The 15693-nt window shown below is 39.3% G+C and carries 11 protein-coding genes; 9 read left to right on the top strand and 2 right to left on the bottom strand.

Going from position 1 to position 15693, the window contains the following annotated elements; all coding sequences use genetic code 11:
• Window positions 1-76: 76 nt before the first annotated feature.
• From malQ to adhE, 9 genes are all read left to right on the top strand, one after another.
• Window positions 77-1627, top strand: coding sequence for a 4-alpha-glucanotransferase (gene malQ, locus PCY06_RS07110; protein ID WP_008808135.1), 1551 nt, complete (start codon window positions 77-79; stop codon window positions 1625-1627).
• Window positions 1620-3881, top strand: coding sequence for a glycogen/starch/alpha-glucan family phosphorylase (glgP, locus tag PCY06_RS07105; protein WP_082307287.1), 2262 nt, complete (start codon window positions 1620-1622; stop codon window positions 3879-3881). The genes malQ and glgP overlap by 8 nt, the downstream gene beginning before the upstream one ends.
• A 293-nt stretch (window positions 3882-4174) precedes the next feature.
• A complete protein-coding gene (locus PCY06_RS07100; protein WP_185760777.1) occupies window positions 4175-6730 on the top strand; it encodes an FctA domain-containing protein in 2556 nt (851 codons plus the stop codon).
• A 112-nt stretch (window positions 6731-6842) separates the two neighbouring features.
• On the top strand, window positions 6843-7841 hold the full coding sequence (gene ruvB, locus PCY06_RS07095) for a Holliday junction branch migration DNA helicase RuvB (RefSeq protein WP_082307286.1): 999 nt from the start codon (window positions 6843-6845) through the stop codon (window positions 7839-7841).
• 4 nt (window positions 7842-7845) lie between these two features.
• Entirely contained in the window at window positions 7846-8424 is a 579-nt protein-coding gene (locus tag PCY06_RS07090; protein ID WP_082307285.1) for a nucleotidyltransferase family protein, read from the top strand.
• 247 nt (window positions 8425-8671) lie between these two features.
• A complete protein-coding gene (locus tag PCY06_RS07085; RefSeq protein ID WP_053794258.1) occupies window positions 8672-9094 on the top strand; it encodes a low molecular weight protein-tyrosine-phosphatase in 423 nt (140 codons plus the stop codon).
• Window positions 9095-9096: 2 nt separating this feature from the next.
• Entirely contained in the window at window positions 9097-9510 is a 414-nt protein-coding gene (locus PCY06_RS07080; RefSeq protein WP_008808141.1) for a hypothetical protein, read from the top strand.
• The gene (locus tag PCY06_RS07075; protein WP_082307284.1) at window positions 9500-11314 is read left to right on the top strand and encodes an acyltransferase family protein; all 1815 of its coding nucleotides are present in this window, start codon (window positions 9500-9502) and stop codon (window positions 11312-11314) included. Before PCY06_RS07080 ends, PCY06_RS07075 begins: the two co-directional genes overlap by 11 nt.
• A 315-nt stretch (window positions 11315-11629) precedes the next feature.
• Window positions 11630-14281: a bifunctional acetaldehyde-CoA/alcohol dehydrogenase gene (gene adhE, locus PCY06_RS07070; protein WP_082307283.1), complete on the top strand. Its 2652-nt coding sequence runs from the start codon at window positions 11630-11632 to the stop codon at window positions 14279-14281.
• A gap of 563 nt (window positions 14282-14844) precedes the next feature.
• Here adhE and PCY06_RS07065 read toward each other — a convergent pair.
• Window positions 14845-14991 carry a hypothetical protein gene (locus tag PCY06_RS07065; protein WP_185760645.1) on the bottom strand — a complete coding sequence of 49 codons (147 nt, stop codon included), beginning with the start codon at window positions 14989-14991 and terminating at the stop codon, window positions 14845-14847.
• 30 nt (window positions 14992-15021) lie between these two features.
• On the bottom strand, window positions 15022-15192 hold the full coding sequence (locus tag PCY06_RS07060; protein ID WP_105165094.1) for a class IIb bacteriocin, lactobin A/cerein 7B family: 171 nt from the start codon (window positions 15190-15192) through the stop codon (window positions 15022-15024).
• Window positions 15193-15693: the final 501 nt, after the last annotated feature.

Here is a 15693-nt window from a genome sequence, read left to right as displayed (position 1 = left end):
GATATAATCGAACTACGCAAACGTTTTCGTTGAACAAAACGTAGATTTTAACTAAGAAAAATATTGAGGTGACAAGATGAAAGAACGTCAAAGTGGTGTTCTCATGCATATTTCTTCTTTGCCAGGGAAATACGGAATTGGATCTTTTGGGAAAAGTGCTTATGATTTTGTAGATTTCTTGGTAAGAACTAAGCAACGCTATTGGCAGATTTTGCCACTAGGCACGACTAGCTATGGAGACTCTCCTTACCAATCTTTTTCTGCTTTCGCAGGAAATACTCACTTTATTGACTTAGATCTTCTTATAAAAGAAGGTTTGCTTCAAGAAAGTGATTTAGATGGTGTGGATTTTGGAAGTGACCCTAAGGCTGTTGACTATGCTAAGATATTCGAAGCACGTCGTCCACTATTGGAAAAAGCTGTTAAAAATTTCCTTCAAAGTTCTGATTTGAAGGCTTATAAAAAATTTGTGGCAGACAATGCCAACTGGTTAGACCTGTATGTTGACTACATGGCAATCAAAGAGCACTTTGATTTGGCGGCGTGGACAGAGTGGTCTGATGAAGACATTCGCCTGCGTAAGCCAGAGGCCTTGGCTGATTACCGTGAGCGCCTGAGCGAACAGATGGAATACCATCGTGTCACTCAATACTTCTTCTTCCAACAATGGCTAGCTTTAAAAGATTATGCGAATAAGCATCATATTGAGATTGTCGGAGATATGCCAATCTATGTAGCAGCAGACAGTGCTGATGTTTGGGCACAACCACATTTCTTTAAAACAGACGCTGTTGGTAAACCAACTTGCGTGGCAGGATGTCCGCCTGATGAATTCTCAGAAACAGGACAGCTTTGGGGGAACCCAATCTATGACTGGAAAGCTATGGATAAAGATGGATATTCTTGGTGGGTTGAGCGCTTGCGCGAGAGCTTTAAGATTTATGACATCGTTCGTATTGACCATTTCCGCGGATTTGAATCTTATTGGGAAATCCCAGCGGATTCAGAAACAGCTGCAACTGGTAAGTGGGTAAAAGGACCTGGCTATGCTCTCTTTAAAGCTGTTAAAGAAGCTTTGGGAGAACTAAATATCATTGCTGAAGACCTAGGCTTTATGACTGATGAAGTTATTGAGTTGCGTGAGAAAACTGGTTTCCCAGGAATGAAGATTTTGCAGTTTGCCTTCAATCCAGATGATGAAAGCATCGATAGCCCACACTTGGCGCCTCATAACTCAGTGATGTATACAGGAACTCATGATAATAATACTGTTCTTGGCTGGTATAAAGATGAGATTGATGATCCAACACGGGAATACTTAGCTGTTTATACCAACCGTAAAGAATATGAAACAGTTCCTCATGCAATGCTCCGTACGATCTTTGCTTCTGTTAGCTATATGGCGATTGCAACCATGCAAGATTTACTGGAATTAGATGGTTCTGCAAGAATGAACTTGCCATCCACTATTGGTGGCAACTGGCAATGGCGTATGACAGAAGACGAACTGTCTAAAGAAGTAGAGGCAGAGTTACTCTCTCTAACAACTATTTATCGTCGAATTAATACAAAACTTAAACCCAAAAACAATGTAAATCAGAATTCCAAAGGAGAAAAAAATGTCTAAATTACAGCAATACGTACAAAACGCGTATCAAAAAAACATTGCTGATTGTACCAATGAAGAACTCTATACAGCTCTTTTGAACTATACAAAAGAATACAGTGCAACTAAACCTGTCAATGATTCAAAAAAGAAATTGTACTATATTTCTGCTGAGTTCCTGATTGGTAAACTCTTGTCAAACAACTTGATCAACCTTGGCCTTTATGATGATGTCAAAAAAGAATTGGCTGATGCAGGTAAAGATTTGATTGAAGTAGAAGAAGTAGAATTAGAACCATCTCTTGGTAATGGTGGTTTAGGCCGTTTGGCTGCCTGCTTCCTTGATTCAATCGCAACTCTCGGTTTAAATGGAGACGGTGTAGGTTTGAACTACCACTTTGGTCTCTTCCAACAAGTGTTGAAAAACAATGAGCAAACAACAATCCCTAACTTCTGGTTGAGTGACCAAAATTGGTTGGTAAAATCAACTCGTAGCTACCAAGTGCCTTTTGCAAACTTTACTTTAACTTCTACACTCTATGACATTGATGTACCAGGTTATAAGACAGAAAAGAAAAACCGTTTGCGTCTCTTCGATCTAGATTCTGTGGACTCTAGCTTGATTGAAAAAGGAATTGATTTCGACAAGACAGATATTGCTCGTAACTTGACTCTCTTCCTTTATCCAGACGATAGTGACAAACAAGGTGAACTTCTTCGTATCTTCCAACAATACTTTATGGTTTCAAATGGTGCGCAATTGATCATTGATGAAGCAATCGAAAAAGGAAGCAACTTGCACGACCTTGCGGACTATGCAGTTGTACAAATCAATGATACTCACCCTTCAATGGTTATCCCTGAATTGATCCGTCTCTTGACAGAACGTGGGTTGGAATTTGACGAAGCTGTAAACATTGTCAAGTCAATGACAGCTTATACAAACCACACTATTCTTGCAGAGGCTCTTGAGAAATGGCCACTAGAATTCTTGGAAGAAGTTGTTCCTCATCTTGTTCCGATTATCAAGGAACTTGACAAACGTGTCAAGAAAGTTTACAAAGATCCTGCTGTCCAAATCATTGACGAAAATGACCGTGTTCATATGGCTCATATGGATATCCATTATGGATACAGTGTTAACGGGGTTGCGGCTCTCCACACTGAGATCTTGAAGAACTCTGAGTTGAAAGCTTTCTATGACATCTACCCAGAAAAATTCAACAACAAAACAAACGGTATTACTTTCCGTCGTTGGCTTATGCATGCTAACCCACGCCTTTCTCACTATTTAGATGAGATTCTTGGTCAGGGTTGGCACCATGAAGCAGAGGAACTTGAAAATCTTTTGTCTTATGAAGATAAAGCTGCTGTCAAGGAAAAATTGGAAAGCATCAAAGCTCACAACAAACGTAAATTGGCTCGTCACTTGAAAGAACACCAAGGTGTGGAAATCAATCCAAACTCTATCTTTGACATCCAAATCAAGCGTCTTCACGAGTACAAACGCCAACAAATGAACGCTTTGTATGTGATTCACAAATACCTTGACATCAAGGCTGGAAACATTCCTGCTCGTCCAATTACTGTCTTCTTTGGTGGTAAAGCAGCTCCTGCTTACACAATTGCGCAAGATATTATCCACTTGATCCTTTGCTTGTCAGAAGTCATTGCAAACGACCCAGCAGTAGCTCCACACTTGCAAGTAGTCATGGTTGAAAACTACAATGTTACTGCAGCAAGCTTCCTTATCCCAGCGTGTGATATCTCAGAACAAATCTCACTTGCTTCTAAAGAAGCTTCAGGTACTGGTAACATGAAATTCATGTTGAACGGAGCCTTGACTCTTGGTACTATGGATGGTGCAAACGTGGAAATCGCTGAGTTGGTTGGCGACGAAAACATCTACATCTTCGGTGAAGATTCAGAAACTGTTATCGATCTTTATGCGAAATCTGCTTACAAATCAAGTGAATTTTACGCTCGTGAAGCTATCAAACCGTTGGTTGACTTCATCGTAAGTGATGCAGTTCTTGCAGTTGGAAACAAAGAGCGTTTGGAACGTCTATACAAGGAGTTGATCAACAAAGACTGGTTCATGACTCTCCTTGACTTGGAAGACTACATCAAAGTGAAAGAGCAAATGCTTGCTGACTACGAAGACCGTGACGCATGGTTGGATAAAGTTATTGTAAACATTGCTAAAGCTGGTTTCTTCTCAGCTGACCGCACGATTCAACAATACAATGATGAAGTGTGGCATTTAGATAAATAAAAAATTCTCTTAGATAACCCCATCAGTTAGATCTTAATTCTGACTGCTGGGGTTTTTGTTTTATGGAGGATGAAGACATAGGGCTAGAAGGCAAGGCATATAGAAAAAGAGGAAGAAATGTTGAAATTTCTGTTGTTTTATGACTTTATATTTGATTTTATGTATAAAATCTATTTGTCGTGTTTATAATGTATAGATTGCATAAAAATTAGATGAAATATCCTTGACAACTTCATAGAAGAATATATAATATAAAGTAAGGGATTGTACCCAAATATAAAGGAGGAAATGTTGTGAAAAAGACGAATAGAAAGCTCTTTCATGCATTTATGACGCTGTTGTTAATAGTATCGGTATTCATACCTCTACTAAAAACAAGTTACACAGTTAAAGCGGACGAATTACCGTCAAACAACTATACGATGACAACCTCTCCAACCATTAATAATAATCGGTTGGTTGATGGTGCCAAGTATGGTGAAGGAAAGTTTTATCTTAATCCGACCTACAAGTTTGATGATTCTGCCACTTTGAAGAACGGGGACTTTATGGTTTATAAAGTGCCAAAAGAGTTTAAAGTTGAGCGTGACATCACGACAGATATCTACGCCAAGGATGGAGCTACTAAAATCGCAGAACTGCAGACAAATGCTGCAACTAATTCTGCTACAGTGACCATTACTAATGAAGAATACTTCAAAAATCTGACAGAAGATCGTGAATTGACTGCTTTATTCACTGTAGTTTGGGCGGATGATGTCGAGTTAAATAAGGAATACAGCATTGATATTCCTGGTGCCGGAACATACAGATTGACTCGTATCGTACCAGATGATGATCCTACTGGTTATACCAAGTGGGGTGTCCAAGATGCTGATGATCCTAATTATGTTAACTGGCGTATTCGTATCAATCGTTACGTAAAACCTGTTACAGGAGTTAAGATTGAGGATACAATCCCTGAAGGACAAGTACTAGCAAGTGAAATTACTGGTTATTACTTTACTGAGTGGAATAAGGCTGAGGCTCGTCCAAGACTGGATGCTTCACATGTAAATGTTACAGGTACAAACTCTTTCACTATCACTCCAAATGGAAATGGTGACTTGAGTACACAAGGTCTGTATGTTTTGTACCGTACTCGTTTGACTGCTCCAGTTGACAATACTACCAAGAAAGCTTTCAACAATGTGAAAGTGACAACATCAGATGGTGTCTATGATGTAGATGGTTTTGCCTCTCTGACAACTACTGAAGGAATTGGATCAGGTGCTCGCCCTTCTGAAGTTGAATTTGAAGTTACAAAACAACTGAATGGTGGAACATTGAAAGGTGATGAATTCATCTTCCAATTGATTGATCCAGATGGCAAAGTGGTTGAAACTGCCAAAAACGACAAAGACGGACAAGTTAAATTTAAAGCAATTAAATTCTCAAAGGCTGGTACTTTCAAATACCAAATCAAAGAAGTGGATGAGAAAGAACCAGGCTATGTTTATGATAACAAGACCATTAATGCTGAAGTTACAGTAACAGATGTCTTTGGAGAAAAGTTTGCAAGTGTTAAATACGACAACAAAGTATTTGTAAATTCTTATTCTGCTAAACCAACTACAGCAACTATTGAAGCAATTAAAGTTTTGAAAGGCAGAGCCCTTGAAGCTGACAAATATGAGTTCGAGCTCAAAGAAGGCGATAAAGTAGTTGGTACAGCTAAAAACAAAGCTGATGGTTCAGTAGTTTTCCCAGCAATTGAGTATACTGCTGCAGGCCCTCATACATATACAATTACTGAAAAAGCTGGTAATGAACCAGGTGTGACTTATGACACAGCTTCACACACAGTAACTGTAGATGTTGCGGACAATGGACGTGGTCAGCTTGAAGCAACTGTTCCAGCTGACAAGCCGGTCTTCACTAACACTTATACAAAACCAGCTCCAGCTGCTGATACCATTACAATTGAAGCAACAAAAACTTTAGTTGGAAAGGAATTAGAAGCAGGTAAATATGAATTTGAATTGAAGGAAGGCGACAAAGTCATTGGTACAGCAACAAATGCTGCAGATGGAAAAGTTGTATTCCCATCAATCACATATACAGAAGCAGGTACACATACCTACACTGTTGCTGAAAAAGCTGGCAATGAAGAGAATGTTACTTACGATACAACAGTCCACACAGTAACCGTAGAGGTTACGGACAATGGCCAAGGTAAGTTGGTATCTACAATTACTGGCAATAAACCTGCATTTGTGAATAAATACACTGCACCAACTCCACCGCCAACTCCAAATCCAAATCCGCAACAACCAACTCCAGCCACTGCAACTATTCAAGCAAACAAGGTCTTGACTGGTAAAGAGCTGAAAGATGGTCAGTTTGAATTTGAGTTGACTTATCAAGGTAACGTAGTGGATACTGCTAAGAATAAAGCGGATGGCTCAGTAACCTTTAAATCACAAAGCTTCACTTCACCAGGTAAGTATGAATACACTATTACTGAAAAAGCTGGTAATGAAGCTGGTGTGACTTATGATAAAGCAGTTCACAAAGTGACTGTGGAGGTTGCTTATGATACGAATGGTAACCTTGTAGCGACCGTTACTGGTAACGGACCAACCTTTACCAATACATATGCTACTAAAACACCTCCAACATCATCTGAAGAAAAACCAAAACCATCAGGTGATAAGCATGAAGATCCTAAGAAGGAAGAACCTAAAAAAGAAGTGAAGAAAGAATTGCCTAAGACAGGAACAGCTGAGTCCTCAGCCTTCTCTGTTCTTGTTGGCTTCCTGATCCTTGCAGCTTCAGTCTTCTTATATCGTACTAAAAAGGTTAATTAATCTTTGGGTTTAAAAAGAAAGAGAGCGATGGAAAACCTTCATTAAAAAGGTTTCTCGCTCTCTTTTCTATTTAAAATAGTCCTAAACTATGATATTTTGATATAATGGTGACATGAGTAGAATTTTAGATAATGAACAAATGATGGATGAAGAAATGGTGGAGCGCACGCTTCGACCACAATATCTGCAGGAGTATATTGGCCAAGATAAGGTCAAGAATCAGTTGAAAATTTTTATTGAAGCAGCTAAACTAAGGGATGAGGCTTTGGATCATGCTCTTTTATTTGGCCCTCCTGGACTGGGGAAAACGACCATGGCTTTTGTGATTGCCAATGAGCTGGGTGTGAATATCAAGCAGACTTCGGGACCAGTTATTGAAAAAGCAGGAGATTTGGTTGCTATTTTAAATGATTTAGAGCCTGGTGACGTTCTTTTTATCGATGAAATACATCGTTTGCCAATGGCAGTAGAAGAAGTCCTCTACAGTGCTATGGAAGATTTTTACATCGATATCATGATTGGTTCAGGGGATGCTAATCGCAGTGTCCATCTTGATTTGCCACCATTTACACTTATCGGTGCAACAACGCGTGCAGGAATGTTGTCCAATCCTCTGAGAGCTCGCTTTGGTATCACAGGGCACATGGAGTACTATGAAGAAGCTGATTTGACTGAGATTGTTGAGCGAACGGCAGAAATTTTTGAGATGGATATCACTCATGAAGCAGCTAAAGAACTGGCTTTGCGTAGTCGTGGCACCCCCCGAATTGCTAACCGTCTATTAAAGCGCGTCCGGGATTATGCTCAGGTTATGGGCAATGGTTTGATTGATGAGACGATCACAGATCAAGCTCTTTCCATGTTAGATGTAGATCATGAAGGTCTGGACTATGTCGATCAAAAAATTCTGAGAACGATGATTGAGATGTATGGTGGTGGTCCAGTCGGTCTAGGTACCTTGTCCGTAAATATTGCTGAGGAGCGTGAAACGGTCGAAGATATGTATGAGCCTTATTTGATTCAAAAAGGCTTTATCATGAGGACGAGAACTGGTCGTGTTGCGACTAGAAAAGCCTATGAACATTTAGGTTATGAATATATGGAGAAATAGGCTTATGGAAGTAGAAGAGAAAAATCTTCTAGACCTTTTCTATGCTGATCAGCATCTAATGACTATTGTAAAGATTATTCGGGAGTTGAATTTACAGGATAGCTGGCTGGCAGCTGGAAGTGTTAGAAATTTCATCTGGAATCATTTGTCAGGTCGGGAAAAATTTGATTTTGAAACAGATATAGATGTGATATTCTTTGATCCGACAGTCTCTTATGAGGAGACGTTACAAATTGAGAAGCGCTTAAGAGAAGCTCATCCACTCTATCGATGGGAAGTAAAGAATCAAGTTTATATGCATATTCATAGTCCTAATACTGATCCTTATACCAGTTCACAGGACGCTATGAGTAAATATCCAGAAACCTGTACAGCTCTTGGTTTACGTTTATTAAAAAATGATGATCTTGAGTTATTCACAGCTTATGGCTTGACTGATCTTGTTAACTTTCAAGTCAATCCTACACCACATTTTTTAGCGGATGAGGAAAGGATCAAACTTTATAGAGAACGTTTGGAAAAGAAAAAATGGCAATCTAAGTGGCCTAGGTTGGACATTTATTTGCCAGAAAAAGAAACTTAAAATTGCTTTAAGATATTTTTAAGTTGGCTCGAGTATACTGTAGTCATAAGTTAAGAATACTTAGCTTGAACTCCTAAAACTTTTCTTTTTCATAATAATCTCCCTAAAAGACCACCCAATCAGGTGGTCTTTTCCTGCTTATTGGAAGGAAGAAAAATGCTAAATTGGCAGGAAAGCGTCCAGTTTTTTTGGAGGTCAGCAACCTATTTAATGTCATTTTCTGATATAATTAAGAAGAGGTATTTCTATGAAAAAAATTGTATTTGTTTGCTTGGGCAACATCTGTCGGAGTCCGATGGCTGAGTTTGTTATGAAAAGCTTGACTGATAAATTTCATATTGAAAGTCGGGCAACTTCTAATTGGGAACATGGAAATCCAATTCACAAAGGGACTCAAGCAGCTTTGAATGAGCATGCGATTATATTTGATGTTGAAAAAACTTCTCTGCAGATGTCTGAAAAGGACTTTGCCTTCTTTGATTATATCGTTGGTATGGATGCTTCCAATGTGGCAGATTTAAAAGAGATGGCCCCTCGGAAATACCAGGATAAGATATATCAATTTATGGATAAAAGTGTACCAGATCCTTGGTATACTAATGATTTTGATGAAACTTACCGGCTAGTTCAAGCAGGCTGTGAGCGCTGGCTGGAACGTTTGGATGGATAAAAATGGATAAATTAAAAGAATTTTATAATCGTTACCAGCATTATTTGACAAGAACAAATTTTGAGATAGCTGCTGTTACACTAATTGCTTTGTCTGCGATTTTAGTTTTTACTTCTAATATTCCAGATAAAGGAGTGCTTACTCTTGATAAGGGAGCGATTAAGTATGATGGCAGTCTGGTTCATGGAAAGATGGATGGTCAAGGAACTTTGACTTTCAAAAATGGCGATAAGTACGAAGGAGATTTCAAAAATGGAATCTTTGATGGCAAGGGGAAATTTACCTCTAAGAGCGGTTGGAAGTACGAAGGTGAGTTTAGTAAAGGCCAAGCGGACGGCCAAGGCACTCTAACAACCGAGCAAAAGGTCGTTTACAAAGGAAAGTTTAAACAAGGAATTTATCAAAATGCGCATTAAATGGTTTTCATTAGTAAGGATAGCAGGTTTGCTTCTCGTTCTACTCTATCATTTCTTCCAGGGAGTGTTTCCTGGAGGCTTTATTGGGGTGGACGTTTTCTACGCATTTTCTGGGTTCTTGATCACCTCACTCCTGATTGATGAATTTGCTAAACGTCAAGAAATTGATATCTTAGGATTTCTAAGACGACGTTTTTATAGGATTTTTCCGCCTCTGGTCTTTATGATTCTGATCACTCTGCCGTTTACCCTCTTCATTCGCAAAGATTTTGTGGCTGGTATTGGAACGCAGATAGCGGGTGCCCTAGGTTTTGTAACAAATTTTTATGAAATTTTATCGGGCGGTAGCTACGAGAGTCAGTTTGTACCTCATTTATTTGTACATACTTGGAGTTTAGCACTTGAGGTGCATTATTATATTTTGTGGGGATTGGCAGTCTGGTTCTTGGCTAAGAAAAGTCGGAGTCTCGGCCAATTTCGAGGGATGATTTTTCTGATTTCGACAGGAATTTTCTTATTTAGTTTTCTGTCCATGTTTGTAAGTAGCTTTTTCACTAAGAATTTTTCTTCCCTTTATTTTTCAAGCTGGACACATATCTTCCCCTTCTTTGCTGGGACAGCTTTAGCTACAGTTTCTGGTGTTCAAAATGTAGGGGCAAATTTCAAGAAACTAGAACAGTCTTGGAGCATGAAGCAGACGATAGCCACTATTGGTGGTGGTTTTGTTGTCTTAATTCTTCTAACCTTCCTGCTTCGTTTTGATAATATCTTCACTTATTTAGTTGGCTTTCTCCTCGCAACGATAGCTGCCTTGGCTATGATTTTGGGTGCTCGTGTTCTCCATGAAAAGACACCTAAGCTGGAAGAGCCAATCTGGGTCACATTTATTGCTGATACGAGTTACGGTGTTTATCTCTTCCATTGGCCTTTTTACATTATTTTCAGTCAGTTGATGGGAAATGCAGGAGCAGTAGTATTAACTACTCTTCTATCCTTTGCCTTTGCAGCAGTCTCTTTCTATATTTTGGAACCTGTTTTAGCGGGAAGAAAACCAGATTTGTTTGGTATTAAGCTCGATGTAAAATCAATTGCGAGACCGATTTTTTATAGTCTGATCCCTTTGGGGCTCATCTGCTTCTTTATCATCTTTACTTCACCTAAGGTTGGAGCTTTTGAGGAAGACTTAATGATTAATGCCTTAAATCAAGCGGATAGTAAGATGCAATTAACCCGTAGCCAAGCGGATCAAACAACAGCTACTGATTACAATGTGGCGCCTGGAACGACCTTGATAGGTGATTCTGTAGCTTTGCGAGCTAATGACTGGTTACAAGAAGCTATTCCTGGCGTGCAATTGGATGCAGCTGTCAGCCGAAATCTGGAATCAGGTTTAGAGGTTTATCAAACAGATATTAGCAACAAGGTTCTTCTGCAAAATGTAGTCCTTGCTTTAGGTGCTAATACAGTTCCTAATTACGAAGAAGTGCTTAATAAACTGGTTGAAAAACTTCCTAAGGGACATCGTTTAATCTTAGTGACTCCATATGATGGACGAGTTGCTGGAGATGAAAACAGTGATCTGGTAAAAACTCGGCAGTACCAATTGGAATTGGCGAAGAAATATAATTATGTTTATGTAGCTGATTGGTATCAAGCAGCCATTGATAATCCTGCTATCTGGTATGGAACAGATTACGTTCACTTTGGCACTGAGTCACAAAGCATTGCTGCAGGTGGTCAATTATATGCTCAAACAATCAAGGCTACGCTTGATGAAGCTAATCAAGGCCCTGTCAAACCTTAATTTAATGATGAATATAAAGGCCCGATATTCGGGTTCTTTATATATAATATATGAAAGCGCTTACCTAATTTTTACAAGCTTCTGTGAAAATATGTAAACAAATCTATGTGAAATTAAATTATTACAAAATTTGATTTCACAAAAAAATAGAGGTAGTCGCAGCAATAAATGGAGATTGAAATATATTTCACAAACAATAATAAAAAAGTTTGTGAAATGTAAGCGAAAGTGTTTACAAAGGAAAGCAAATGGGTTATAATGAAATTGTGAAAAAATTAACAAAGGATAAATTCCTTGAAAGCTATGGAGGAAAATATGGCTGATAAAAAAACTGTGACACCTGAGGAAAAGAAACTCGCAGCTGAAAAGCATGTAGATGAGTTAGTACAAAAAGCCTTGGTTGCTCTTGATGAAATGCGCAAATTAGACCAAGAACAAATCGACTACATCGTAGCCAAAGCTTCTGTTGCAGCACTTGATGCCCATGGAGAATTGGCGCTTCATGCTTATGAAGAAACAGGTCGTGGGGTCTTTGAAGATAAGGCAACAAAAAACCTATTCGCCTGTGAACACGTGGTAAACAACATGCGTCACACGAAGACTGTTGGTGTTATCGAAGAAGATGATGTAACAGGTTTAACTTTGATTGCTGAGCCGGTTGGTGTTGTCTGCGGAATTACTCCAACAACCAACCCAACTTCGACTGCAATCTTTAAGTCTTTGATTTCATTGAAGACTCGTAACCCAATTGTCTTTGCTTTCCACCCATCTGCTCAAGAATCATCTGCTCATGCAGCTCAAATCGTTCGTGATGCAGCAATCGCAGCGGGTGCTCCTGAGAACTGTGTTCAATGGATTACCCAACCATCTATGGAAGCAACTAGTGCTCTTATGAACCATGAAGGAGTGGCAACGATCCTTGCAACTGGTGGTAATGCAATGGTGAAGGCAGCGTATTCATGTGGAAAACCTGCCCTTGGGGTAGGTGCTGGAAACGTACCAGCTTATGTTGAAAAATCAGCGAATATCCGTCAGGCGGCTCATGATATCGTTATGTCTAAGTCCTTTGACAATGGTATGGTCTGTGCATCTGAGCAAGCTGTTATCATTGACAAAGAAATTTACGATGAATTTGTAGAAGAATTCAAGTCTTATCATACTTACTTTGTAAATAAGAAAGAAAAAGCTCTGTTGGAAGAATTCTGCTTCGGTGCTAAGGCAAACAGTAAGAACTGTGCTGGTGCGAAGCTCAATGCAGATATCGTAGGTAAGCCAGCAGCTTGGATTGCAGAACAAGCAGGATTTACAGTTCCAGAAGGAACCAATATCCTTGCTGCAGAATGTAAAGAAGTTGGCGAAAAAGAGCCGTTAACTCGTGAAAAATTATCTCCAGTTATCGCAGTTTTGAAATCTGAAAGTCGTGAAGACGGAATTAACAAGGCTCGCCAAATGGTTGAATTTAACGGTCTTGGTCACTCAGCTGCCATCCATACTGCAGATGAAGAATTGACTAAAGAATTTGGTAAAGCAGTTAAAGCTATTCGTGTTATCTGTAACTCACCTTCTACTTTCGGTGGTATCGGGGACGTTTATAATGCCTTCTTGCCATCATTGACACTTGGATGTGGTTCTTACGGACGCAACTCAGTTGGAGATAACGTCAGCGCCATCAACCTCTTGAACATCAAAAAAGTCGGAAGACGGAGAAATAACATGCAATGGATGAAACTTCCTTCAAAAACATACTTTGAACGTGACTCAATTCAATACCTTCAAAAATGTCGTGACGTTGAGCGTGTCATGATCGTTACAGACCATGCTATGGTAGAGCTTGGTTTCCTAGATCGTATCATCGAGCAACTCGATCTTCGTCGTAATAAGGTTGTTTATCAAATCTTTGCTGACGTAGAACCAGAGCCAGATATCACAACAGTTGAACGTGGTACAGAGATCATGCGTTCCTTCAAACCTGATACAATCATTGCACTTGGTGGTGGTTCACCAATGGACGCAGCTAAAGTAATGTGGCTCTTCTATGAACGACCAGAAGTTGACTTCCGTGACCTTGTTCAAAAATTCATGGATATCCGTAAACGTGCCTTCAAGTTCCCATTGCTTGGTAAGAAGACTAAGTTTATCGCAATCCCAACAACATCTGGTACAGGATCTGAAGTAACACCGTTTGCCGTTATCTCTGATAAGGCTAACAACCGTAAATACCCAATCGCTGACTACTCATTGACTCCTACTGTAGCCATCGTAGACCCAGCTTTGGTATTAACAGTTCCAGGATTTGTTGCTGCGGACACTGGTATGGACGTATTGACCCACGCTACTGAAGCATACGTATCTCAAATGGCTAGTGACTACACTGATGGTCTTGCCCTTCAAGCAATCAAACTTGTCTTTGAAAACCTTGAAAGCTCTGTGAAGAATGCAGATTTCCATTCACGTGAAAAGATGCATAATGCTTCAACAATCGCTGGTATGGCCTTTGCCAATGCTTTCTTGGGTATTTCTCACTCAATGGCTCATAAGATTGGTGCGCAATTCCACACAATCCACGGTCGTACCAATGCTATCTTGCTGCCATACGTAATCCGTTACAATGGTACACGTCCAGCTAAGACAGCGACATGGCCTAAGTACAACTACTACCGTGCGGATGAAAAATACCAAGATATCGCTCGTATGCTTGGTTTACCGGCTTCTACTCCAGAAGAAGGTGTGGAATCTTACGCAAAAGCTGTCTACGAACTTGGTGAGCGCGTTGGTATCCAAATGAACTTCAAGGCTCAAGGAATTGATGAAAAAGAATGGAAGAAACATTCTCGTGAATTGGCTTTCCTTGCTTATGAAGATCAATGTTCGCCTGCTAACCCACGTCTTCCAATGGTTGACCATATGCAAGAAATCATCGAAGATTCTTACTACGGTTACAAAGAACGTCCAGGACGTCGCAAATAAGTACATGGCTGAAGGAGTGAAAAACTCCTGTAAAGATCATAAAAAAATCCCTCGCTCGCATGAGTGAGGGATTTTCGTATATTGATCAGCAAAATGTAGTGATTGGTGGCATGGACTGAAATTTAGTCTAGGAGGAGCAATAGCGAACACCGATTTCTTAATTCTATTGATGTTGTTAGGCTATCGTTTTTCTCCTCACTAGGAGCTCATTATGTTGGGATTAATGAGTTGCCTTCTCCGTGCTAAACATAAACTGAATGTCGATTAGGTGGAATCAAAGAGTGGTCTACTAGCTATCTTTCAGGCGTAGAGTTGTCAAAGAGGTAAAGGTGCTGAAGTGTGTGTTGGCTGAAGGATTAGAAAAAAGCCTAAGATACAGGCTTTTTCTTATGTTCGCTATTTCGTCTGATTTCGTATTTTAAGCATAAAAATAGAATAGTTGGCACTAATAGATTAGGAAGGTTGCCAATTTTCAGAACATGCATATCGTTTAATACATAAAAAATGACATAGACAAGATACAAGACAGTTATAACTATTTCTTTTTTAGATAACATAATGGACTATTTTTTTCGTCTAGCTAAGTCACTACCAATAACATATGCAGCAGCGAAAATTCCGACTAAAACTCCTAAATCACCACCTTGGATTTCTGCCAAGTTTATCTCAGTTAGTGTTTCATATTTATCAATGCTATTGAAATTACTCATGTTATTCTCCTTTTATATAAGTATAGGTTTTTAGCGGTTAATTAAATAACCTAGGCTTAGTCCAGATAGAGCTGCTACTCCAAGTTTCCATACAGCAATACCCGCAATAGTAGCAGTTAAGAATTCTCCCCCTTCAACATTCATTAATTCGTCTTCGGTTAGGGCGAGGTAGTGGTTTTCAATTGTTGTCATATTTTCCATTGTATATTCTCCTTTATTATATAGGCCACCAACTGTTAAGTTGGTAGAAGTGAAGCTAGCTTTAGGACTAGTGGTTGAACCTTATCTCATCTATGGTCTAGAGAATGAGAAGTGAAAATCTAGAGGACCGTCGATTTCCTGAAGGTGCTTGGCGTCTAAAAAACCATAAGGCAGGCATGGCAACTCCGCCACATGTTTTCTCTAACTCTTGTTTGCTTAGTTCTTTGAATTCTTTCATTATTATCTCCAATCTTTTAGATTTTGAAAAATAGAGGCCAGAAAAGTGGTAATAAAAACATCTTGCTACTCCTTTACAGTTTGTTAAGCGATTTTGCTTACACTTAACTATTCGCAGGAAGATGAGAAAAATGAAAAAGAAAGTAAAAAAATCTTTTTTTTTATTTTATGGAAATGGACTAAATTCTGAAACTACTTTCAGAGTTTTGTGAAAAATACTAAAAATAGGAAACTAAAATCTAAACGCCAGAAAATATTGAAAGC

This window comes from Streptococcus sp. SG1, from assembly GCF_030439935.1.
GTDB classification, from domain to species: domain Bacteria; phylum Bacillota; class Bacilli; order Lactobacillales; family Streptococcaceae; genus Streptococcus; species Streptococcus gordonii.
Note: the sequence above shows the minus strand (reverse complement) of the source record. Positions and strands in the feature narration are given on the sequence as shown.

Excerpts from the sequence above, each read along its gene's own strand:
- malQ (WP_008808135.1), top strand. The coding sequence starts at position 77 with ATGAAAGAACGTCAAAGTGGTGTTCTCATGCATATTTCTTCTTTGCCA.
- glgP (WP_082307287.1), top strand. The coding sequence starts at position 1,620 with ATGTCTAAATTACAGCAATACGTACAAAACGCGTATCAAAAAAACATT.
- ruvB (WP_082307286.1), top strand. The coding sequence starts at position 6,843 with ATGAGTAGAATTTTAGATAATGAACAAATGATGGATGAAGAAATGGTG.
- PCY06_RS07090 (WP_082307285.1), top strand. The coding sequence starts at position 7,846 with ATGGAAGTAGAAGAGAAAAATCTTCTAGACCTTTTCTATGCTGATCAG.
- PCY06_RS07085 (WP_053794258.1), top strand. The coding sequence starts at position 8,672 with ATGAAAAAAATTGTATTTGTTTGCTTGGGCAACATCTGTCGGAGTCCG.
- PCY06_RS07080 (WP_008808141.1), top strand. The coding sequence starts at position 9,097 with ATGGATAAATTAAAAGAATTTTATAATCGTTACCAGCATTATTTGACA.
- PCY06_RS07075 (WP_082307284.1), top strand. The coding sequence starts at position 9,500 with ATGCGCATTAAATGGTTTTCATTAGTAAGGATAGCAGGTTTGCTTCTC.
- adhE (WP_082307283.1), top strand. The coding sequence starts at position 11,630 with ATGGCTGATAAAAAAACTGTGACACCTGAGGAAAAGAAACTCGCAGCT.
- PCY06_RS07065 (WP_185760645.1), bottom strand. The coding sequence starts at position 14,991 with ATGAGTAATTTCAATAGCATTGATAAATATGAAACACTAACTGAGATA.
- PCY06_RS07060 (WP_105165094.1), bottom strand. The coding sequence starts at position 15,192 with ATGGAAAATATGACAACAATTGAAAACCACTACCTCGCCCTAACCGAA.